The sequence below is a fragment of the Wolbachia endosymbiont (group B) of Cyclophora punctaria genome (genome assembly GCF_964028235.1).
Taxonomy (GTDB): Bacteria; Pseudomonadota; Alphaproteobacteria; order Rickettsiales; family Anaplasmataceae; genus Wolbachia.
Genome location: NZ_OZ034749.1, coordinates 1,359,143 through 1,375,948, shown reverse-complemented (window position 1 = coordinate 1,375,948; position 16,806 = coordinate 1,359,143). Strand labels below are relative to the sequence as shown.

12 protein-coding genes, 2 tRNA genes, 2 rRNA genes and 1 pseudogene are annotated in these 16,806 nt (G+C 35.1%); 11 read left to right on the top strand and 6 right to left on the bottom strand.

The window, feature by feature from the left end; genetic code table 11:
• The first annotated feature begins 137 nt into the window (after positions 1-137).
• The 3 genes and pseudogenes from ABWU33_RS06585 to ABWU33_RS06575 form a co-directional block, all read left to right on the top strand.
• Positions 138-2,902 (top strand): 23S ribosomal RNA (locus tag ABWU33_RS06585).
• 67 nt (positions 2,903-2,969) lie between these two features.
• Positions 2,970-3,076 (top strand): 5S ribosomal RNA (rrf, locus tag ABWU33_RS06580).
• Positions 3,077-3,267: 191 nt separating this feature from the next.
• Positions 3,268-4,078: pseudogene (locus tag ABWU33_RS06575) on the top strand (IS66 family transposase); the annotation flags it as partial.
• A 26-nt stretch (positions 4,079-4,104) separates the two neighbouring features.
• Here ABWU33_RS06575 and ABWU33_RS06570 read toward each other — a convergent pair.
• From ABWU33_RS06570 to rpmH, 3 genes are read right to left on the bottom strand one after another with little or no spacing between them, the layout of a single operon-like run.
• Positions 4,105-4,326 (bottom strand): hypothetical protein, encoded by a 222-nt coding sequence (locus ABWU33_RS06570; protein WP_211907835.1) that lies wholly within the window; start codon positions 4,324-4,326, stop codon positions 4,105-4,107.
• Positions 4,327-4,386: 60 nt separating this feature from the next.
• Positions 4,387-4,764, bottom strand: a complete 378-nt coding sequence (gene rnpA / locus ABWU33_RS06565) for a ribonuclease P protein component (RefSeq protein ID WP_250120424.1) — start codon at positions 4,762-4,764, stop codon at positions 4,387-4,389.
• Entirely contained in the window at positions 4,748-4,882 is a 135-nt protein-coding gene (rpmH, locus tag ABWU33_RS06560; RefSeq protein ID WP_010404613.1) for a 50S ribosomal protein L34, read from the bottom strand. The genes rnpA and rpmH overlap by 17 nt, the downstream gene beginning before the upstream one ends.
• A gap of 107 nt (positions 4,883-4,989) precedes the next feature.
• On the opposite strand from rpmH, the gene pstC reads away from it, so the two are divergent.
• From pstC to ABWU33_RS06545, 3 genes are all read left to right on the top strand, one after another.
• Positions 4,990-6,078, top strand: coding sequence for a phosphate ABC transporter permease subunit PstC (pstC, locus tag ABWU33_RS06555; protein ID WP_211907836.1), 1,089 nt, complete (start codon positions 4,990-4,992; stop codon positions 6,076-6,078).
• Positions 6,079-6,174: 96 nt separating this feature from the next.
• A complete protein-coding gene (atpD, locus tag ABWU33_RS06550; RefSeq protein ID WP_353280660.1) occupies positions 6,175-7,611 on the top strand; it encodes a F0F1 ATP synthase subunit beta in 1,437 nt (478 codons plus the stop codon).
• A gap of 5 nt (positions 7,612-7,616) precedes the next feature.
• Positions 7,617-7,958, top strand: a complete 342-nt coding sequence (locus ABWU33_RS06545) for a F0F1 ATP synthase subunit epsilon (RefSeq protein ID WP_211907837.1) — start codon at positions 7,617-7,619, stop codon at positions 7,956-7,958.
• A 287-nt stretch (positions 7,959-8,245) separates the two neighbouring features.
• On the opposite strand, the gene ABWU33_RS06540 is transcribed toward ABWU33_RS06545, so the two are convergent.
• Entirely contained in the window at positions 8,246-10,849 is a 2,604-nt protein-coding gene (locus tag ABWU33_RS06540) for a hypothetical protein (protein ID WP_353280659.1), read from the bottom strand.
• A 426-nt stretch (positions 10,850-11,275) separates the two neighbouring features.
• Between ABWU33_RS06540 and fsa the strand changes: the two genes are divergently transcribed.
• Complete coding sequence (fsa, locus tag ABWU33_RS06535) at positions 11,276-11,917, top strand: fructose-6-phosphate aldolase (protein WP_211907840.1); 642 nt, start codon at positions 11,276-11,278, stop codon at positions 11,915-11,917.
• Positions 11,918-12,679: 762 nt separating this feature from the next.
• Here the strand turns inward: fsa and ABWU33_RS06530 are convergent.
• Complete coding sequence (locus tag ABWU33_RS06530; RefSeq protein ID WP_250120303.1) at positions 12,680-13,147, bottom strand: hypothetical protein; 468 nt, start codon at positions 13,145-13,147, stop codon at positions 12,680-12,682.
• A gap of 132 nt (positions 13,148-13,279) precedes the next feature.
• Positions 13,280-13,909, bottom strand: a complete 630-nt coding sequence (locus ABWU33_RS06525; RefSeq protein ID WP_246433137.1) for an SDR family NAD(P)-dependent oxidoreductase — start codon at positions 13,907-13,909, stop codon at positions 13,280-13,282.
• A 289-nt stretch (positions 13,910-14,198) separates the two neighbouring features.
• Here ABWU33_RS06525 and carA point away from each other — a divergent pair, with 289 nt between their 5' ends.
• The 4 genes from carA to tuf all read left to right on the top strand — a co-directional run bounded on the left by carA (position 14,199) and on the right by tuf (position 16,803).
• Complete coding sequence (gene carA / locus ABWU33_RS06520; RefSeq protein WP_211907842.1) at positions 14,199-15,287, top strand: glutamine-hydrolyzing carbamoyl-phosphate synthase small subunit; 1,089 nt, start codon at positions 14,199-14,201, stop codon at positions 15,285-15,287.
• 109 nt (positions 15,288-15,396) lie between these two features.
• Positions 15,397-15,478 (top strand) — tRNA-Tyr (locus tag ABWU33_RS06515).
• Positions 15,479-15,482: 4 nt separating this feature from the next.
• Positions 15,483-15,553, top strand: a tRNA-Gly gene (locus tag ABWU33_RS06510).
• A gap of 77 nt (positions 15,554-15,630) precedes the next feature.
• Positions 15,631-16,803, top strand: coding sequence for an elongation factor Tu (tuf, locus tag ABWU33_RS06505; RefSeq protein ID WP_211907845.1), 1,173 nt, complete (start codon positions 15,631-15,633; stop codon positions 16,801-16,803).
• Positions 16,804-16,806 lie beyond the last annotated feature (3 nt).

Sequence of the window (16,806 nt, the reverse complement as noted above, 5' to 3'; positions counted from 1 at the left end):
TGACATATGATTTATCAGATTGTAACATATAAAAGATTAGTTTTTAGATGTTTGAAAAGTTTTATGGTAGAGATTATTTAATCTCAATTCAATTGTAAGTTAATATTTAACTCTGCATATTCTACATATAGTCAGATAAATAAATTATTAAGAGCACTTGATGGATGCCTTGGCGTTAAGAGGCGATGAAGGACGTGGCAGGCTGCGATAAGCTGTGGGAAATTGTCAACAAATTTTGATCCGCAGATTTCCGAATGGGGAAACCCAACTAGCTTAGCTAGTTATTATATACTAAGTATATAAGGCAAACTTGGTGAACTGAAATATCTAAGTAGCCAAAGGAAAAGAAATCAACCGAGATTCTGTTAGTAGTGACGAGCGAAAGCGGAAAAGGCTAGTGATTTAAAAATAAGAATTAGAATACTCTGGAAATGGTAACCATAGAAGGTGATAGTCCTGTACAAATAGAAAGTTTTTAAATCCTTGAGTAGAGCGGGGCACGTGAAATCCTGTTTGAATATGGGGGGACCATCCTCCAAGCCTAAATACTCCTTAACGACCGATAGTGAACAAGTACCGTGAGGGAAAGGTGAAAAGAACCCCGGGAGGGGAGTGAAATAGAATCTGAAATCAAGTGCTTACAAACAGTTGGGGCTCTATATCAATTTATTGATATTTAGAGTGACAGCGTACCTTTTGCATAATGGGTCAGCGAGTTAATCTATGAAGCAAGCTTAAGCCGGTAGGTGTAGGCGTAGCGAAAGCAAGTCTGAATAGGGCGTTTAGTTTTATGGATTAGACCCGAAACCAAGTGATCTAGTCATGACCAGATTGAAGGTATGGTAAAACATACTGAAGGATCGAACCAGTTAATGTTGCAACATTATTGGATGAGTTGTGATTAGGGGTGAAAGGCCAATCAAACTTGGAAATAGCTGGTTCTCCGCGAAATCTATTTAGGTAGAGCGTTGTATTTATGTTGTTGGGGGTAGAGCACTGGATAGACTAGGGGGATTCATCATCTTACCAAATCTAACCAAACTCCGAATACCAATAGTTAATTATACAGCAGACACACTATGGGTGCTAAGTCCGTGGTGGAAAGGGAAACAGCCCAGATCACTATCTAAGGTCCCAAAATTACAGCTAAGTGGGAAAGGAAGTAGAAAAACCATTACAGCTAGGAGGTTGGCTTGGAAGCAGCCATCCTTTAAAGAAAGCGTAACAGCTCACTTGTCTAAATAAGTTTTTCTGCGCCGAAAATGTACCGGGGCTAAAGCTGTATACCGAAGATGTGGGTGCTTATTGATTTCGATTAATAGGCGCGGTAGCGGAGCGTTCCGTAAGTCTGTGAAGGTGGTTTGTAAAAACTGCTGGAGATATCGGAAGTGAGAATGCTGACATAAGTAGCGTAAAAGAGTGTGAAAAACACTCTCACCAAAAATCTAAGGGTTCCTACGTTAAGTTAATCTGCGTAGGGTTAGTCGGTTCCTAAGGCGAGTCCGTAAAGGAGTAGTCGATGGCAATTAGGTTAATATTCCTAAACCTCTTAAGTGTGACGGGTTTTGTATTTGTATAGGTCTGATTGGATTGATCTATGCTTAAAAGAAGCTCCAGGAAATAGCACTTATATTTATGAGGCCGTACCGTAAACCGACACTGGTGGATGAGTAGAGTATACTAAGGTGTTGAAAGAATGATGTTGAAGGAACTCGGCAAATTATACCTGTAACTTCGGAAGAAGGGTAACCCGCTTTTAGGCAACTATGAGTAGGTGGCACAAAATAGGGAGTAGCGACTGTTTACTAAAAACACAGGACTCTGCAAACACGTAAGTGGAAGTATAGGGTCTGACGCCTGCCCGGTGCTGGAAGGTTAATAGGAGGGGTGCAAGCTCTGAATTGAAGCCCCAGTAAACGGCGGCCGTAACACTGACGGTCCTAAGGTAGCGAAATTCCTTGTCGGGTAAGTTCCGACCCGCACGAATGGCGTAACGATTTCTCCACTGTCTCCAACATCACTTCAGCGAAATTGAATTCCCCGTGCAGATGCGGGGTACCCGCGGTTAGACGAAGAGACCCCGTGCACCTTTACTATAGCTTTACATTGCTATTAAAAGTGTGATGTGCAGGATAGGTGGGAGACTTTGAAGTTATGGCGCTAGCTATAATGGAGTCAACCTTGAGATACCACCCTTTACACTTTTGATATCTAACTATGTTTCATTATCTGGAACTAGGACATTGTATGGTGGGTAGTTTGACTGGGGCGGTCGCCTCCTAAAAAGTAACGGAGGCGTGCGAAGGTAAGCTAGAGCTGGTCGGAAATCAGCTTGATAGTACAATGGCATAAGCTTGCCTGACTGCGAGGCTGACAAGCCAAGCAGAGACGAAAGTCGGTCATAGTGATCCGGTAATTCTGTATGGAAGGGTTATCGCTCAACGGATAAAAGGTACGCCGGGGATAACAGGCTGATGGTGTTCGAGAGTTCATATCGACGACACCGTTTGGCACCTCGATGTCGACTCATCACATCCTGGGGCTGGAGAAGGTCCCAAGGGTTCGGCTGTTCGCCGATTAAAGTGTTACGTGAGTTGGGTTTAGAACGTCGTGAGACAGTTCGGTTTCTATCTGCCGTGGGTGAAGGAAATTTGAGAAGATCTGACTCTAGTACGAGAGGACCGAGATGTATATACCTCTGGTGTACCAGCTGTTATGCCAATAGCATCGCTGGGTAGCTATGTATAGATGGGATAATTGCTGAAAGCATATAAGCAAGAAACCCTCTTCAAAAAAATTTCCCAATTAAGGCCGTGGGAGACTACCACGTTGATAGGCTAGGTGTAGAAGCATGGTAACATGTGAAGCTAACTGGTACTAATAGCCTGATTGATTTATTTGCTTTCTATATGTGCATATGCAGTGTTAAATATTAAATTAAAATTTGTTAAGTCAGAAATTTTTGTTGACTTGGTGGCTATAGCAAAAATGAACCACCCGATCTCATTTCGAACTCGGAAGTGAAACTTTTTAGCGCCGATGATACTTAAAAAGGGAAAGTAGGTCGTTGCCAAGTTTATAAAAATTTCTTCTTATTTATATCTTTTCAGTAGAGCGATGAAACAAGGTAAACATAGAGTAGCTGTGAGGTAATATAACTGATCTTTTAGAACTCTGCGAAAACTTTAAGATAAAAGTAGAAAATTTAAAAGTAGAATTTGTCACCTATTTGCAAATTAGGAGGAGAGATAGCAACATTTAACAAATCATCAAACAATTGATCTTCCGAAAATCAAACTTTATATAATTGAATATTAATTAAGTTATTGGAGATGAGGAGAAAGAAGAAGTAGCAAACTACCAAGAAGCAGATACATTCGGTCCAAGGGTTAGTTGATAATTGTAGTACTCAGTTGATTTTATAAAAATTCAAAACGTGAGAATTATAAGTGATGTTTTTAATGTAAATTGAAAGCATATCAAATAGTGAATATAGAGTTCCTTCAAAATGCAAAAAGGTGTATGAGCAAATCGAATAAGAAAAGTGAGGTTTTGCGCATCAACATGTTATAATAAAGGTAAACTTGGTTAGTGCTGAAGCAATACTGCAAGTTTTAAAGGGAAAGAAGATTTAAAAGACAGTGTATGTTGCAATCGTAATAGTCGCTGACAGGTACTTTGAAACATAGCTGAACTATTGAAGTTAAAATTCTGGGCTGTTACTTAAAAAACGCATCTACTGAATTATTTATGCTAAAAAAAGCTTTATTAAAAAATGAAACAGAAGTGTAAGAAAGTTGCAAAACGTATAAGGTATTACTTGAAGCTACCTATCTGAAGCAACTGGAGCTTCTCAAGTTGCGAAAAATATTTTAAAATCTGAAAGAACGATGTGAAATTTTTTAAGTAAACCAGAAAGTATTCCACTATCACGCTGAACAGCAAATTAGGTATTATATCGTTTACTGTAAAAGCTCATATTTTACGTAATCAGAGCTAGGAACTTGAAAGGATAATTTCATTATACTTAACATGGAAACAAAGAGAACTGTACAATCCCCTGCCTATCGTTTCTTGAACCACTTCCCTGAACGGGTACTTTTATCAAACTATTCTCTTATTGTAATGAGTTGCTTCTATATTAAAATTTAGCAATTTCCCTCTAGGATTATCTTTATTTTGTTCTAAGTATTGGCTTTGTTCAAATGCCATTCCCCATTGTGTACGATAGCTAGACTTTCTATATTCATAAAAACTCTCTTCAGCATTATTTGTATCGAGCTTTTTATCTTGTTTTTTTATACTCTTTACCTCAAGCACCCACATCTATTAATTTATTTTAAAAACTTCACTTATCTTATCATAAAAAATATAGCTGTAAATACTTTAGTGAAAATTCCTTCTTATTTCATCTTTCTTTAAGCAAATATTGAGGTCTTTTTGTAAATTTTTATAGCCTGCTTGCATAATGTTTTTATGGGTTAGTATTATGTAATAGTATCCTACATTACTTATATTAGAAATGCTAACTTTAGCTAGCATTCGTAATTGCCTTTTTATTTTATTTCTTTTTGCTGCTTTTCCGACTTTTTTACTGATAGCCAGACCTACTCTAATAACATGAATATACTTTTCAGGTTCTCTTTCTTTTATAGCATATAGTGATATATATACCCCTCGATAAAAAAGACTGTAAGGTGCTAATCTGTTTTTAAAAGCAAAGGAAAACTCTTTTTTTTTATGCTTACTATGCGCATAATTTATTACACCCTAATGAGCGACGCTTATTAAGAATTTTTCTTCCAGCTTTTGTTGACATACGTGAACGAAATCCATGTTTGTGCTTTTTTTTTAAATTTTTTGGTTGAAATGTTCTTTTCATTGTTTTTATATTAATATGACTATTTATTTTAAACTATTTTGCTCTATTGTCAAATAATGGTCAACTTCTATGGCATTCTTGTTGAATAAAATTTGATATATGGAAAAATGAATTTAATTATAGGCGTACCTGTTTTACTAATCCTTTTATTTTGTTTGAGTAAGTTTCAAGCAGTAAGTAAAGTTAAGTCTTATATATATTTGAGTTGTATGTGGATGCTACCTTGTTTGTTAGCATTCTATGATGGTTATTTTATAACTTCTATTTCTATAGCGTTACTTTTTTTTATGCTGATTTTTATCTTTAAAAGTAAAAGAAATAAGATGGTAAAATTTTTGTTATTTATGGCTTTAGCAATATCACTTTTTATCACTTTATTTATAATGCTATCTATTTTTGTTCAGTCCATTTCTTTTTTTAATAAAGTAGCTATTTCAGAATTCTTATTTTGCTTAAAATGGAAGCATAATGTAGCTATTATTGGTGAAGGAGAGGTGGGGTGTTTTGGTATAGCGCCACTTTTAGTGGGGACATTACTTATAACTATTGTAGCAATGTTAGTTGCGGTGCCGCTTGGTTTATTTTCTGCAATATATATTAGTGAGTATGCGAGTGAAAAAGTGCGTTATGTTATTAATACAGCCTTACAGGTTTTGTCTGCTATTCCTACTGTTGTATATGGATACTTCTCAGTTGTATTTTTGTCTTTTTTTATAAAGCAGGTAGCGAATTTTTTTAATCTAAGTATACACTCAGAAAGTGCTTTGATTGCTGGTTTATCGATTGGAATAATGATTCTTCCTTTTATTATTTCTTTGCTTGAAGATGCTATAAGATCTGTTCCAAAAAGTTTACGTTATGGTTTTATGGCGCTTGGCGCAACACCAGCGGAAACTATATGGCATATAACAATACCTTATGCAATGCCTACAATTTTAAGTTCAGTTTTATTATCAATTTCAAGGGTGATAGGTGAAACAATGATTGTACTAATGGCTGTGGGAATCAATGCAAATTTGACCTTTAATCCTCTCAATTCAGTTACTACTATCACTGTACAAATTGCTACATTACTTACCGGAGATCAGGATTTCAATAGTGTGCAAACTCTTGCTGCTTATGCGCTTAGTTTGGTGCTGTTTGTTATTACTTGGCTATTGAATGCATTTGCATTGTTTATAATGAAACGTAACTAGTAAGTGTTTTAATATTGCAAAATTTCTGTTAATAATATAAGATTTATTTTCTTTAGAAGTTCTTTTATAGAATTGTAGTGTTAGGTGATGAAAGAGATGAGTACAGGTAAAGTAGTTAAAATAACTCAAGCAGTTGTTGATTTAAAATTTGAAGGCGAGTTACCTAAGATATTTAATGCTTTAAAAAGCAAACTAAAATGTAAGGGCAAGGAGCTAGTTTTAGAGGTTTCACAACATATAGGTGACAATATAGTTCGTTGCATTGCTATGGATAGCACAGGTGGTATGTCAAGAGGTGATGAGTTTGTTGATACAGGTGCACCAATATCAGTTCCGGTTGGACGCTCAACTTTAGGAAGGATTTTTAATGTTGTAGGAGAGCTTATAGATGAGTGTGGTCCTTTAAAAGGAAAGTATAATTTAGAACCTATACATAGATCACCTCCAAGTTTTACCGAGCAGAAGATACAGGAAGAAGTTTTAGTTACAGGAATAAAGGTTATAGATCTTCTTGCTCCTTATCTTAAAGGAGGAAAAATTGGCTTATTTGGTGGAGCTGGTGTTGGTAAAACAGTTCTGATAATGGAATTGATTAACAATATAGCAAAAGCTCATAAAGGATTTTCTGTGTTTGCTGGAGTAGGAGAGAGAACGCGTGAAGGTAATGATCTTTATAACGAGATGATTACTTCGAATGTAATAGATATAAATGAGCACGAAAAATCTCAAGCCGTTTTGGTTTATGGTCAAATGAATGAACCTCCTGGAGCAAGGGCTAGGGTTGCTTTAACAGCACTAACTATGGCGGAGTATTTTCGTGATCATGAAAATCAAGATGTTCTATTTTTTGTAGATAATATCTTCCGTTTTACTCAAGCTGGCTCTGAAATTTCTGCTTTGCTTGGAAGAATACCGTCGGCTGTTGGTTATCAGCCAACTCTTGCGACTGATATGGGCGCTATGCAAGAGAGAATAGCCTCAACTACTGCTGGTTCTATTACTTCTGTACAGGCTATATATGTTCCTGCAGACGATTTGACCGATCCAGCTCCAGCAACGACATTCTCTCATCTTGATGCCACTACAGTGTTGTCAAGGCAGATAGCTGAAATGGGTATATACCCTGCTGTTGATCCACTTGACTCAACTTCTCAGTCTTTATCTGCTGAAATCATTGGTGAAGAACATTATAATGTGGCTTCTGAGGTGAAACGTATATTGCAAACTTATAAGTCGCTGCAAGATATTATTGCAATACTTGGTATGGATGAACTATCTGATGAAGATAAAATTATTGTTGATAGAGCTCGTAAAATTCAGAAGTTTCTTTCTCAACCTTTTCATGTTGCTGAGGTATTTACTGGCATGTCTGGCAAATTTGTTTCACTTTCTGATACTATTTCTAGTTTTAAAGGAATTATTGAAGGTAAATATGATCATCTGCCAGAAGCTGCTTTTTATATGGTGGGAAGTATAAGTGAAGCAATAGAAAAAGCTGAATCAATAAAAGCTGAAGTTGGAGCCGGACATTAAAGATTATGAACACTTTTAAGGTGCAATTTTTTTCTCCTGATAATCGAATTTCATTCGATGAAGTGGTCTCGCTTTCAGTGAGTGGGCTTGAAGGGGAATTGATGATTTTAGCCTGCCATTCCCCTTATTTAATTTATTTATTGCCTGGTATAATTACTGTTAAAATGAGTAACCAGACAAAGGAAAAAGTTGTAATTGATAATGGTATATTAGAGGTTACAAATAATAATTGTAGCATTCTAACAAATCAAATTCAGGTTTTTGATCACCTGACTCATTATGAGGAATCATTAAAAGATAAGAGAGTTGGTATATATTTAAGTTATCTTGATGTCAAATCTCTTTAGGGGCTCTTTTTTGTTCAAGAAATAAATCTACTCTTGTCATCTCAATGTTTGTCGTTCAAGTAGCTGACACACAACTGTACGAACATTAGAAGGATATCATCCCAGTGCGTGACACTGGGATCTATCTTATTTTCATCATGGATATGATTTTAACATATGTTCCTAGAATCTGTTGTCTATTGCATAATTTGCAAATGTTTTTATGTCCAGATCCCAGTGTCACGCACTGGGATGACAAGAGTTGGGTGACAAGAAGAAGCACTGATTTCATATGCATCTGAACAGTATTAAACACCTCCACGCTGACTTTGGCTACACACCTTTGATGGACTGCTGATTAAGTCTAGAAGTGAATTACAGTGATCGCTATGAAATGCGCTATCAAGGCTTAAAGACCTAGGTTTTTTTTCTGAATCATCAATTTCCTCTGTAAGCTGGTAAAACATTTTTGAATTGTTATCAAAAACTTCCTTTTTATTAACAAGTACTTTATCAATTACTGGACTTAACAGTTCTACTTCGTTATTTAAGTATTGTACTTTATCGTTTAGCTCTTTTTTTTCTCTTATTAATCTTTCAATCTCATCTTCATATTCTTTAAACTTTAATTCCAGTGATGGACGGTACTTATTAACTATTTCTTCTTCTATCTCCTGCCGTAATTGCCCTCTTATTGTCTCGATCTGCTCATCTTTAAGCTCTAGCTCGTTCTTTAACGTTTCAAAATCCCACGTTAGCTGATCTGCCTCTTGTTCATCAGATTCCAAATGTGCGTTATGCTCATTTTCTAAATTTTGTATTTGAGATTTATAACTCGCTATACACTTATCCCTTGCACTTATCATGTGTTCTGCTTCCTCTATCTCTTCCTCTTTTTTTTTAAACTGGTTCAATTTACCTTGTAGTTTCTCTTGTTCTGCATTAGCAGTTTTTAGCTTTTCCTTCAGTTCTTCTACCTTTTCTTCCAGTTCCTTATTTTTTCCATAAATTTCTTGAATTTTCTGCTCTTGCTCCTTATTGAGCTGGATTATTCGCTCATCTGTTTTACTCATTTCTTTCTCAAGTCTTTGTTCCTTTTCTTTACACTCAACTTGTAAATCATTGCACTGTTCCTTCAATTCCTCAATTTTTTGCTTAGCCTCCACGAGTTCTTGTTCTGATTCTACTTGCTTTGCTTTTAACATTTGATTTGCTTCTTTCAGTAATAATAACTCTTCTTTCAAATCTGATATTTGTTGTTCACTGCTTTCTTTTGTACTATTGCTATAGTGTTCTGATTGATCAAGCTTGTCTTCCAAACTATACTTTTCTTCTTTCAGTTGATTTAATTCCTCGTGCAATTTTCTTAACTCACTTATCAACTCTTCTTTTCGTGCATTGGCAACTTCCAGCTTTTTCTTCAGGTCTTTCTTTTCTTCATATGCACCTTCAAGTTCTTGCACTCTTTCTTGCAGCTCTGTTGATATATTTGCTAGTTTTTCATCTTTTTGTGTCAGTTCAGTTTGTAATTTTGCATTTTTTTGCTTTTCTTCTCCAAGTTTATCCTGTAAATCACTATTGTGCTTTTCTAACTCTTCAAGTTCTTGTTCAGCGTTGTCGAACCTATATTGTAAATTGTTCCTCAGTTCATTTAATTCTCTAATTTCTTGTTCAGCTTTTGTAAGCTTTTGATCTAGTTGTTGTGAGTTAACTTCTGTCTGAGTTTCAGTTTCTTGAGAGCCAATTCCTGTTTGAGTTTCAACGTGCTGCACAGCAACCTCTGTCTGAGTTTCAGTGTGCTGTAAATTAACTTCTGTTTGAGTTGCAACTTCTTGTAAACTTTGAATTTCAGCCTGTTGAGAGCCAATTTTCGTTTGAGTTTCAGTGTGCTGTAAACTAATTCCTGTTTGAATTGCAACCTCTTGTAAATCAACTTTTGTCTGAGTTTCAGTCTGTTGAGAGCCAATTTCTGTTTGAGTCTTAACGTGTTGTACAGAGACCTCTGTCTGAGTTTCAGTGTGCTGTGAATTAACTTCTGTTTGAGTTGCAATTGCCTGAGTTGCAACCTGCTGTGTATTAACCTCTGATACATTGTTGCTAGTGAAAGAAAGAATAGGATTGCTTTTAGCATCATTTTCAAGATCTTTCATCTTTTCATCTTTATTGATTACGATATGTTCATTATTTTGCAGATTAATAACAGCTGGAGCATCTTTATTCTTCTCCAATAATGCTTTGACAGCGTCATGTAGAGAGAGACCTTGAATATATAATTCTTCATTTTGTCTTATTAATTCCAAAAACTCCTCAGGTGGCGATTCAAAATCTTTACCATTAAACTGTAGTACTTTAGTTATACCAGAATTACTTACATTCATAACCATAGTACAGGTAAAAGTTTTCCCATCCTTGTCCTGCACAGGCCAAGTGCTTGTCATTTCATAATATGCACCCTCTTTAAATTCATAATGTCTTTCCTTACCTTTTCGGTAAGCGTATATGTCATGCTTTTTATCGCAATAGATATTCAATGTGCTAATATCCCTTTCTTGCTGTAAGATATCACTAATTCTTATTGGCTCACTTCTATTGTAATTAATAAGATTAATGTTTAACACTTTATCAGAATTGTTAGTTTCTACATAAAAAGCTCGAAGGTCTATGTCTTTATCTCTAAAATACTTACTTACAGCTTTTTTTGCCTGATTTGCTAATTCTATAAAGTTTTTTTTAAAGCTCTTGTTGAAAGATAGATCTATATATGCTTGCTTAAAATTTTCATCATTTGTTAAATCCATGAGCAAGTCATAAACCTCCCATTTTTCCTGACAATGTTCTTCTAAAACAGTAATGCTATTTTTTCTTTTCAGCTCTGCTAATATGTTTTTCAATGTCGGGAAATTTGTTGACATAGTATACCCCTTATTACTATTGTTCTGATAATATATTTACTTTAGGAGTGATTAAGCTATCAAAACTCCTTTTATATGAACCTTTTTAGTTGAATTTAATTGCGAGCATTAAACTCGAACTTAGTCATTTTGTTTATTGTTCCTCACTACCTATTTATGTTACTATACTAATAGTAGCACTAAGTTTTAGGCTATGCAAGAATTTCTATTGAACGTAAAGCTAGTAAACTTCAGAAATTGGTTATGCTAATTTTGTTAATAAAGTGCAACCAATTCATGTTTATTACCAGGAGTATACTGTGTCTCAGTGCAATATTTTCTTTCCTAACGGACTGAAAATTGAGTTGAGTTAAAAATCCGATTTTATTTAATACTTTTCAAAGATGACAATATTTTGTAAAAATAGGTTTTTAATAGGACAATAATATGGAAATTTTTCTTGATAGTGTTGATTTGAATGAAATTAAGGAGCTAAAAGAGTTCATTGATGGCATAACAACTAATCCTTCTTTAATAGCAAAATCTGGACATAAAGATAAGTACGAAGATTTAGTAAGCGAAATATGCTCTATTATAAAAGGGCCTGTTAGTGTTGAAGTTGTTGCAGATAGCCATGAAGATATGGTTAAGGAAGGCCTGAAGTTAGCGAAAATAGCTAGTAATATCGTAGTAAAGTTACCCCTTACACATGAAGGATTAATTTCTTGTAAAAAGTTGTGGACAGAACATAAAATACCTGCTAACATTACATTATGTTTTTCTCCTGGACAAGCACTGTTTGCCGCTAAGGTCGGTGCTTGTTTTATTTCTCCCTTTGTTGGTCGCCTTGATGATATAAGCTATGATGGCCTATCGCTAATAGAAGATATATGCACTATATATTCTAATTATAATTTTAAGACAAAAGTTCTTGTTGCATCAGTAAGAAGTCCAGCACATGTAATAGAAGCTGCACGGCTTGGTGCTCATTCAATTACTGTACCAGCAAAAATACTTAGACAGTTAATTAATCATCCACTTACTGATCAAGGGCTCGCAATATTTGAAAAAGACTGGGGCGTAAAGTAATACATGATATTGCTATAAAATATAATATAAAAAGGACATAGGTACCATCTGTCCCTTAAAGACATGCAGGTTAATGATATGCGTAATTCAGAATTTTAAACATAATGACCCTCCTGTTAATAAAAAAAGATTCAGAAAAATGTATACAGCTACGACCGAAGTATAGCTTAAATATATTTTAACTGAAGATTATAGATTAATTGAATTGAAAAGTCTGCAGACGAAGATAGATTCCGAGCTCTAGAACGCCTTCACTACGTATGGTAACAAAACTATTAGAGTTTGTCAAGTAATTTTTTATCGTAATTTTACGAACGTGCCATGCAAGTAATTATATCTAGTTAAATTTGTAAAGTAATACAGTGTTTTCGATAGTTATAAAAAAGCTGGATTTCAGTACTGGAGTAACATTTTGGAAATTGGGATGAAAAGAGGGAAAGTACTGGTTTGAAATTAAGTTTTCTGGATTCCAGTGCTGAAATGACAAGAGAGGATTTCCAGGTACAGCTGTTACCTATAGAATGGCAGTACTAGAATGATAACAAACTGAATGACATATTTAATCTCTATACAGATGTACATCACGCACCGATTTCCATTCAAGGTAATGTCATTCCAGCACTGGAATCCATTTAGATTTGCGAGTATAAAAGTAATACAACATTTTTGATGATGGAAGCCATTGCTAGAATAACAAGAAAGGAAGTGCTGATTTCAGTGTTTATACGTTAGCCATGCATCTAAAAATTTATAAACAAAAGATTACACTTCACAACTTTGTGATGGAATAAGTTTTTCAATGTTGTTGACGCAAAACTCAGTTGTATCATTAGCTATTTCATCGAATTTATCATTTATATCCTTACCTATTTTTTCATCTTTAATATATTCATACAGAGCTAAAATAGCTATAGTTGAGCATATTGCGATGAAACCAACTTTTGCTGTAATAAGTAATGATATCCCACCTGCAAGTATGGACACTGCTCCAATAGCTAGGTTTATAATTTTATTTTGTGTTGATTGATTCTCTTTATCCTCTAAAACGTTTGATATTGCTTTTGAGGCAATTTTTATTGCTATTGCTGTCGTTGAGATTATAACAAACATCATAGCTATTTTTGCTAAGAGAAAAATTGATGGTAGCATTATTACAAGAAACAGTGAAGCACCTCCTATAAATAACCATTTCTCATTTATTTTTTTAGACTGATCTGTATTATTAGGCATTGCAACCCTCCACTTTCATTAACAGTTTATTCATATAATATGAAACATGCTATAGTCAAGATGTTTTTGTGTGGAGAAGCTTGCGATTGAGTTTTGAAGAGCTTTAGCTTTACAAGATGGTAGATTTGGTGATTATCGTAAGATTCTTGCAGTCATTTTAGTGGGAAGAATTTGTAAAATATGAAAAAATAACCGCCAGAAAATTGGAAACGCTATAACTTTCTTTCCTTTAAATATACTTTTTAAAATATATGCTGCAGCTTTTTCTGGCTCCCATATGAAGGGAAGTGGTTTATTAGACTTAAACATATCTGTTTTTACTGGCCCTGGCATTATGGTGATAAACTTTGTGCTACTGTCAGCATATTGGATTTTTAGTGATTGAAAACAACTTTTTAGTGCTGCTTTGCTGGCACAGTATGCAGAAGCATGTGGTGTTGCATGCATAGCAACAAGAGAAGATATAACCGCAAAAGTTGCCAAGGAATTATGATGAATCCATTCTTCAATCCAGTTGATAACGCCAAAATAATTGGTTTCAAATGTTTTTCTATGAATGTTGGTATGAAACTTATCTTCTATTTCGCCACATCCTGCATTAAGAAAAAAGAGATTTGGTATAATATTTTGCTTTTTTAAAAAATCAGACGAGTTTTTAATATTTTCACTTTTGCTTACATCACATGTTATAGGTAAAAAATTACTACCTAATTCTTCTTTTAATTTTTCCAGTTTTTCAGTGCGCCTTGCAATGCCAACCACAAATCATCCATCTTTAATGAGCAAACGTGCTAGACTTTCTCCAATGACAGATGATGCTCCTGTAATGAGACAAGTTTTTCTATCCATGTGAATTTACATAACGTGAAGTATGAATGTAATGACTATTGCCTATTCACACAAGTTAAGTTTGCTATAATTTTGCTAAATAATAAAAAAAGAAAGCTACTTATAATTTTGAATTTTATATAAAGTTAAAGGGAAATTTAGTATTTGCTTACTTGTAATTTAAAATTCTTATATAATATTTTAAATGAGTTGAGAGAATTAAATGCAGGATGCAGCTTTAGTTTTACAAGATGGCAAGTGCTTTTGGGGAAGATCGGTAGGTAAAAAGGGCAAATGTATAGGTGAAGTTTGTTTTATCACTGGTATGACCGGGTATCAACATACTATAACCGATCCTTCTTTTGCTAATCAAATCATAGCGTTCACTTTTCCTCATATTGGTAATGTTGGAATAAATCATAAAGATAATGAAGGAGAGAAAATTTTTGCAAGTGGTGTGGTTATGCGTGAACTTTCTCCTATGTCTCACTCTTCTTCATATATTAGTTTAAATGATTGGTTGGAGAAAAATAATGTAGTTGGGATATCGGGAATTGATACTAGAGCTTTGACGAGATATTTGAGAAAACATGGATCTCAAAATGGAATGATATGTCCGTCAAGTGAGGCACATATATTAGATGAATTGAAGAAATACAAATCTGTAAATGGAATAGAAATAACTAAGAAAGTCAGTTTAAGTAATAACTTTCAAAGCGCTCTTAATGCAAAATATAGGATTGTAATTGTTGATTTCGGTATAAAAAATAGTATAATCTCACGCTTAGTAGAACTTGATTGTACGGTTGAATTAGTCAAACCAGATACAGGTTTTGCTCACAAAATATTAAGCATGAATCCAGATGGTATAGTGCTTTCAAATGGCCCTGGTGATCCACAAGAGATAGGAGAGAGTGTAATTTCAGAAATAGAAATTATTGTGAAATCTAAAATACCAGTTTTTGGCATATGCCTGGGCCATCAATTACTTGCAGTTACTTTGGGAGCAAAGACTGTCAAGATGGATATTGGTCATCGAGGGAGTAATCATCCAATTTATGATCTAGAGAATAAAAAAGTTGAGATAACTAGCCAAAATCATGGTTTTGTTGTTGATTCAGCTTCTCTTCCAAGTAACGTTGAAGTTACTCATATTTCTCTATTTGATAATAGTGTAGAGGGGATAATGATGAAGGATTACCCAGTCTTTTCTACTCAATACCATCCAGAAGAAGCGCCAGGTACACATGATTCACATTATTTATTTGGGCGTTTTATTGACAATATTTTGTTATATAAAAGTAAAATCTAACTGAAATCAGTTAGATTAGCTTTTATTACTTGATCTTTTGGATTTGGATGTTTAATATTAGAAATAATAAAACTTAAGTTAAGGTAGTGTTCTCTTAACAGATTTTTGTGGAGGAGTGACCGAGTGGTTAAAGGTAACAGACTGTAAATCTGTCCGCATTGCGTACGTAGGTTCGAATCCTACCTCCTCCATTGTGCGGGTATAGCTCAATGGTAGAGCTCTAGCCTTCCAAGCTAGTGACGTGGGTTCGATTCCCACTATCCGCTCTTTTTTTGTTGTATTTATATAAAATCAACATATTATTTATTGATGTATTTGTATTTTAAGTAGAAGAGTTAAGATTATGACAGCGATAGTAGAAGCATTTGGAAAGCCGCATGTAAACGTGGGAACGATAGGACATGTGGATCATGGGAAGACAACGTTAACAGCGGCGATAACAAAGCATTATGGTAATTTTGTAGCATATGATCAAATAGATAAAGCGCCAGAAGAGAGAAAGAGAGGTATAACAATAGCAACAGCGCATGTTGAATATCAAACAGAAAAGAGACACTATGCACACGTTGATTGCCCTGGACATGCTGATTATGTAAAGAATATGATAGTAGGTGCAGCACAGATGGATGCAGCGATATTGGTAGTGTCAGGGGTTGATGGGCCGATGCCACAAACGAGAGAGCATATATTGCTGGCAAAACAGGTGGGTGTTGGATATATCGTGGTATATATAAATAAAGCTGATGTTGCTGATGCTGATATGATAGATTTGGTAGAAATGGAAGTGAGAGAGTTGCTGAGTAAGTATGGATTTCCAGGTGATGAAGTGCCTATGATAGTTGGGTCTGCGTTAAAAGCATTAGAGGATGATAGTAGTGAGTATGGAAAGAAATCAATAGATAAATTGATGGAGAAGTTAGATGAGTATGTGGCAGTACCTCCAAGGCCTATAGATTTGCCGTTTTTGTTGCCAATAGAAGATGTATTTTCAATATCGGGCCGAGGGACGGTAGTAACAGGAAGAATAGAGAAGGGGGAGATAAAGACAGGGGACGAGATAGAGATAATAGGTCTGAAAGGGACGCAAAAGACGATATGTACTGGTGTTGAGATGTTTAAGAAGTTGCTAGATAAGGGAAGTGCAGGACTCAATGTAGGAATACTACTAAGAGGAACAAAGAGAGAAGAAGTGGAGAGAGGGCAAGTATTGGCAAAACCAGGGACAATAACCCCGCATAAGAAATTTAATGCGGAGGTGTATATATTGAAGAAAGAAGAAGGAGGAAGGCATACACCATTTTTTGGAAATTATCAGCCACAGTTTTATTTAAGGACAACGGATGTAACTGGGAGCATAAAATTGCTAGATGGAAAGGAGATGGTAATGCCAGGGGACAATGTAAGTATAGAAGTGGAGTTGCAAGTACCAATAGCAATGGATAAAGGATTGCGTTTTGCGATAAGAGAAGGTGGTAGAACTGTTGGTTCTGGGGTTGTTTCGGAAATTTTAGAATGAGTA

Excerpts from the sequence above, each read along its gene's own strand:
- ABWU33_RS06570 (WP_211907835.1), bottom strand. The coding sequence starts at position 4,326 with ATGTGGGTGCTTGAGGTAAAGAGTATAAAAAAACAAGATAAAAAGCTC.
- rpmH (WP_010404613.1), bottom strand. The coding sequence starts at position 4,882 with ATGAAAAGAACATTTCAACCAAAAAATTTAAAAAAAAAGCACAAACAT.
- pstC (WP_211907836.1), top strand. The coding sequence starts at position 4,990 with ATGAATTTAATTATAGGCGTACCTGTTTTACTAATCCTTTTATTTTGT.
- atpD (WP_353280660.1), top strand. The coding sequence starts at position 6,175 with ATGAGTACAGGTAAAGTAGTTAAAATAACTCAAGCAGTTGTTGATTTA.
- ABWU33_RS06545 (WP_211907837.1), top strand. The coding sequence starts at position 7,617 with ATGAACACTTTTAAGGTGCAATTTTTTTCTCCTGATAATCGAATTTCA.
- ABWU33_RS06540 (WP_353280659.1), bottom strand. The coding sequence starts at position 10,849 with ATGTCAACAAATTTCCCGACATTGAAAAACATATTAGCAGAGCTGAAA.
- fsa (WP_211907840.1), top strand. The coding sequence starts at position 11,276 with ATGGAAATTTTTCTTGATAGTGTTGATTTGAATGAAATTAAGGAGCTA.
- ABWU33_RS06530 (WP_250120303.1), bottom strand. The coding sequence starts at position 13,147 with ATGCCTAATAATACAGATCAGTCTAAAAAAATAAATGAGAAATGGTTA.
- carA (WP_211907842.1), top strand. The coding sequence starts at position 14,199 with ATGCAGGATGCAGCTTTAGTTTTACAAGATGGCAAGTGCTTTTGGGGA.
- tuf (WP_211907845.1), top strand. The coding sequence starts at position 15,631 with ATGACAGCGATAGTAGAAGCATTTGGAAAGCCGCATGTAAACGTGGGA.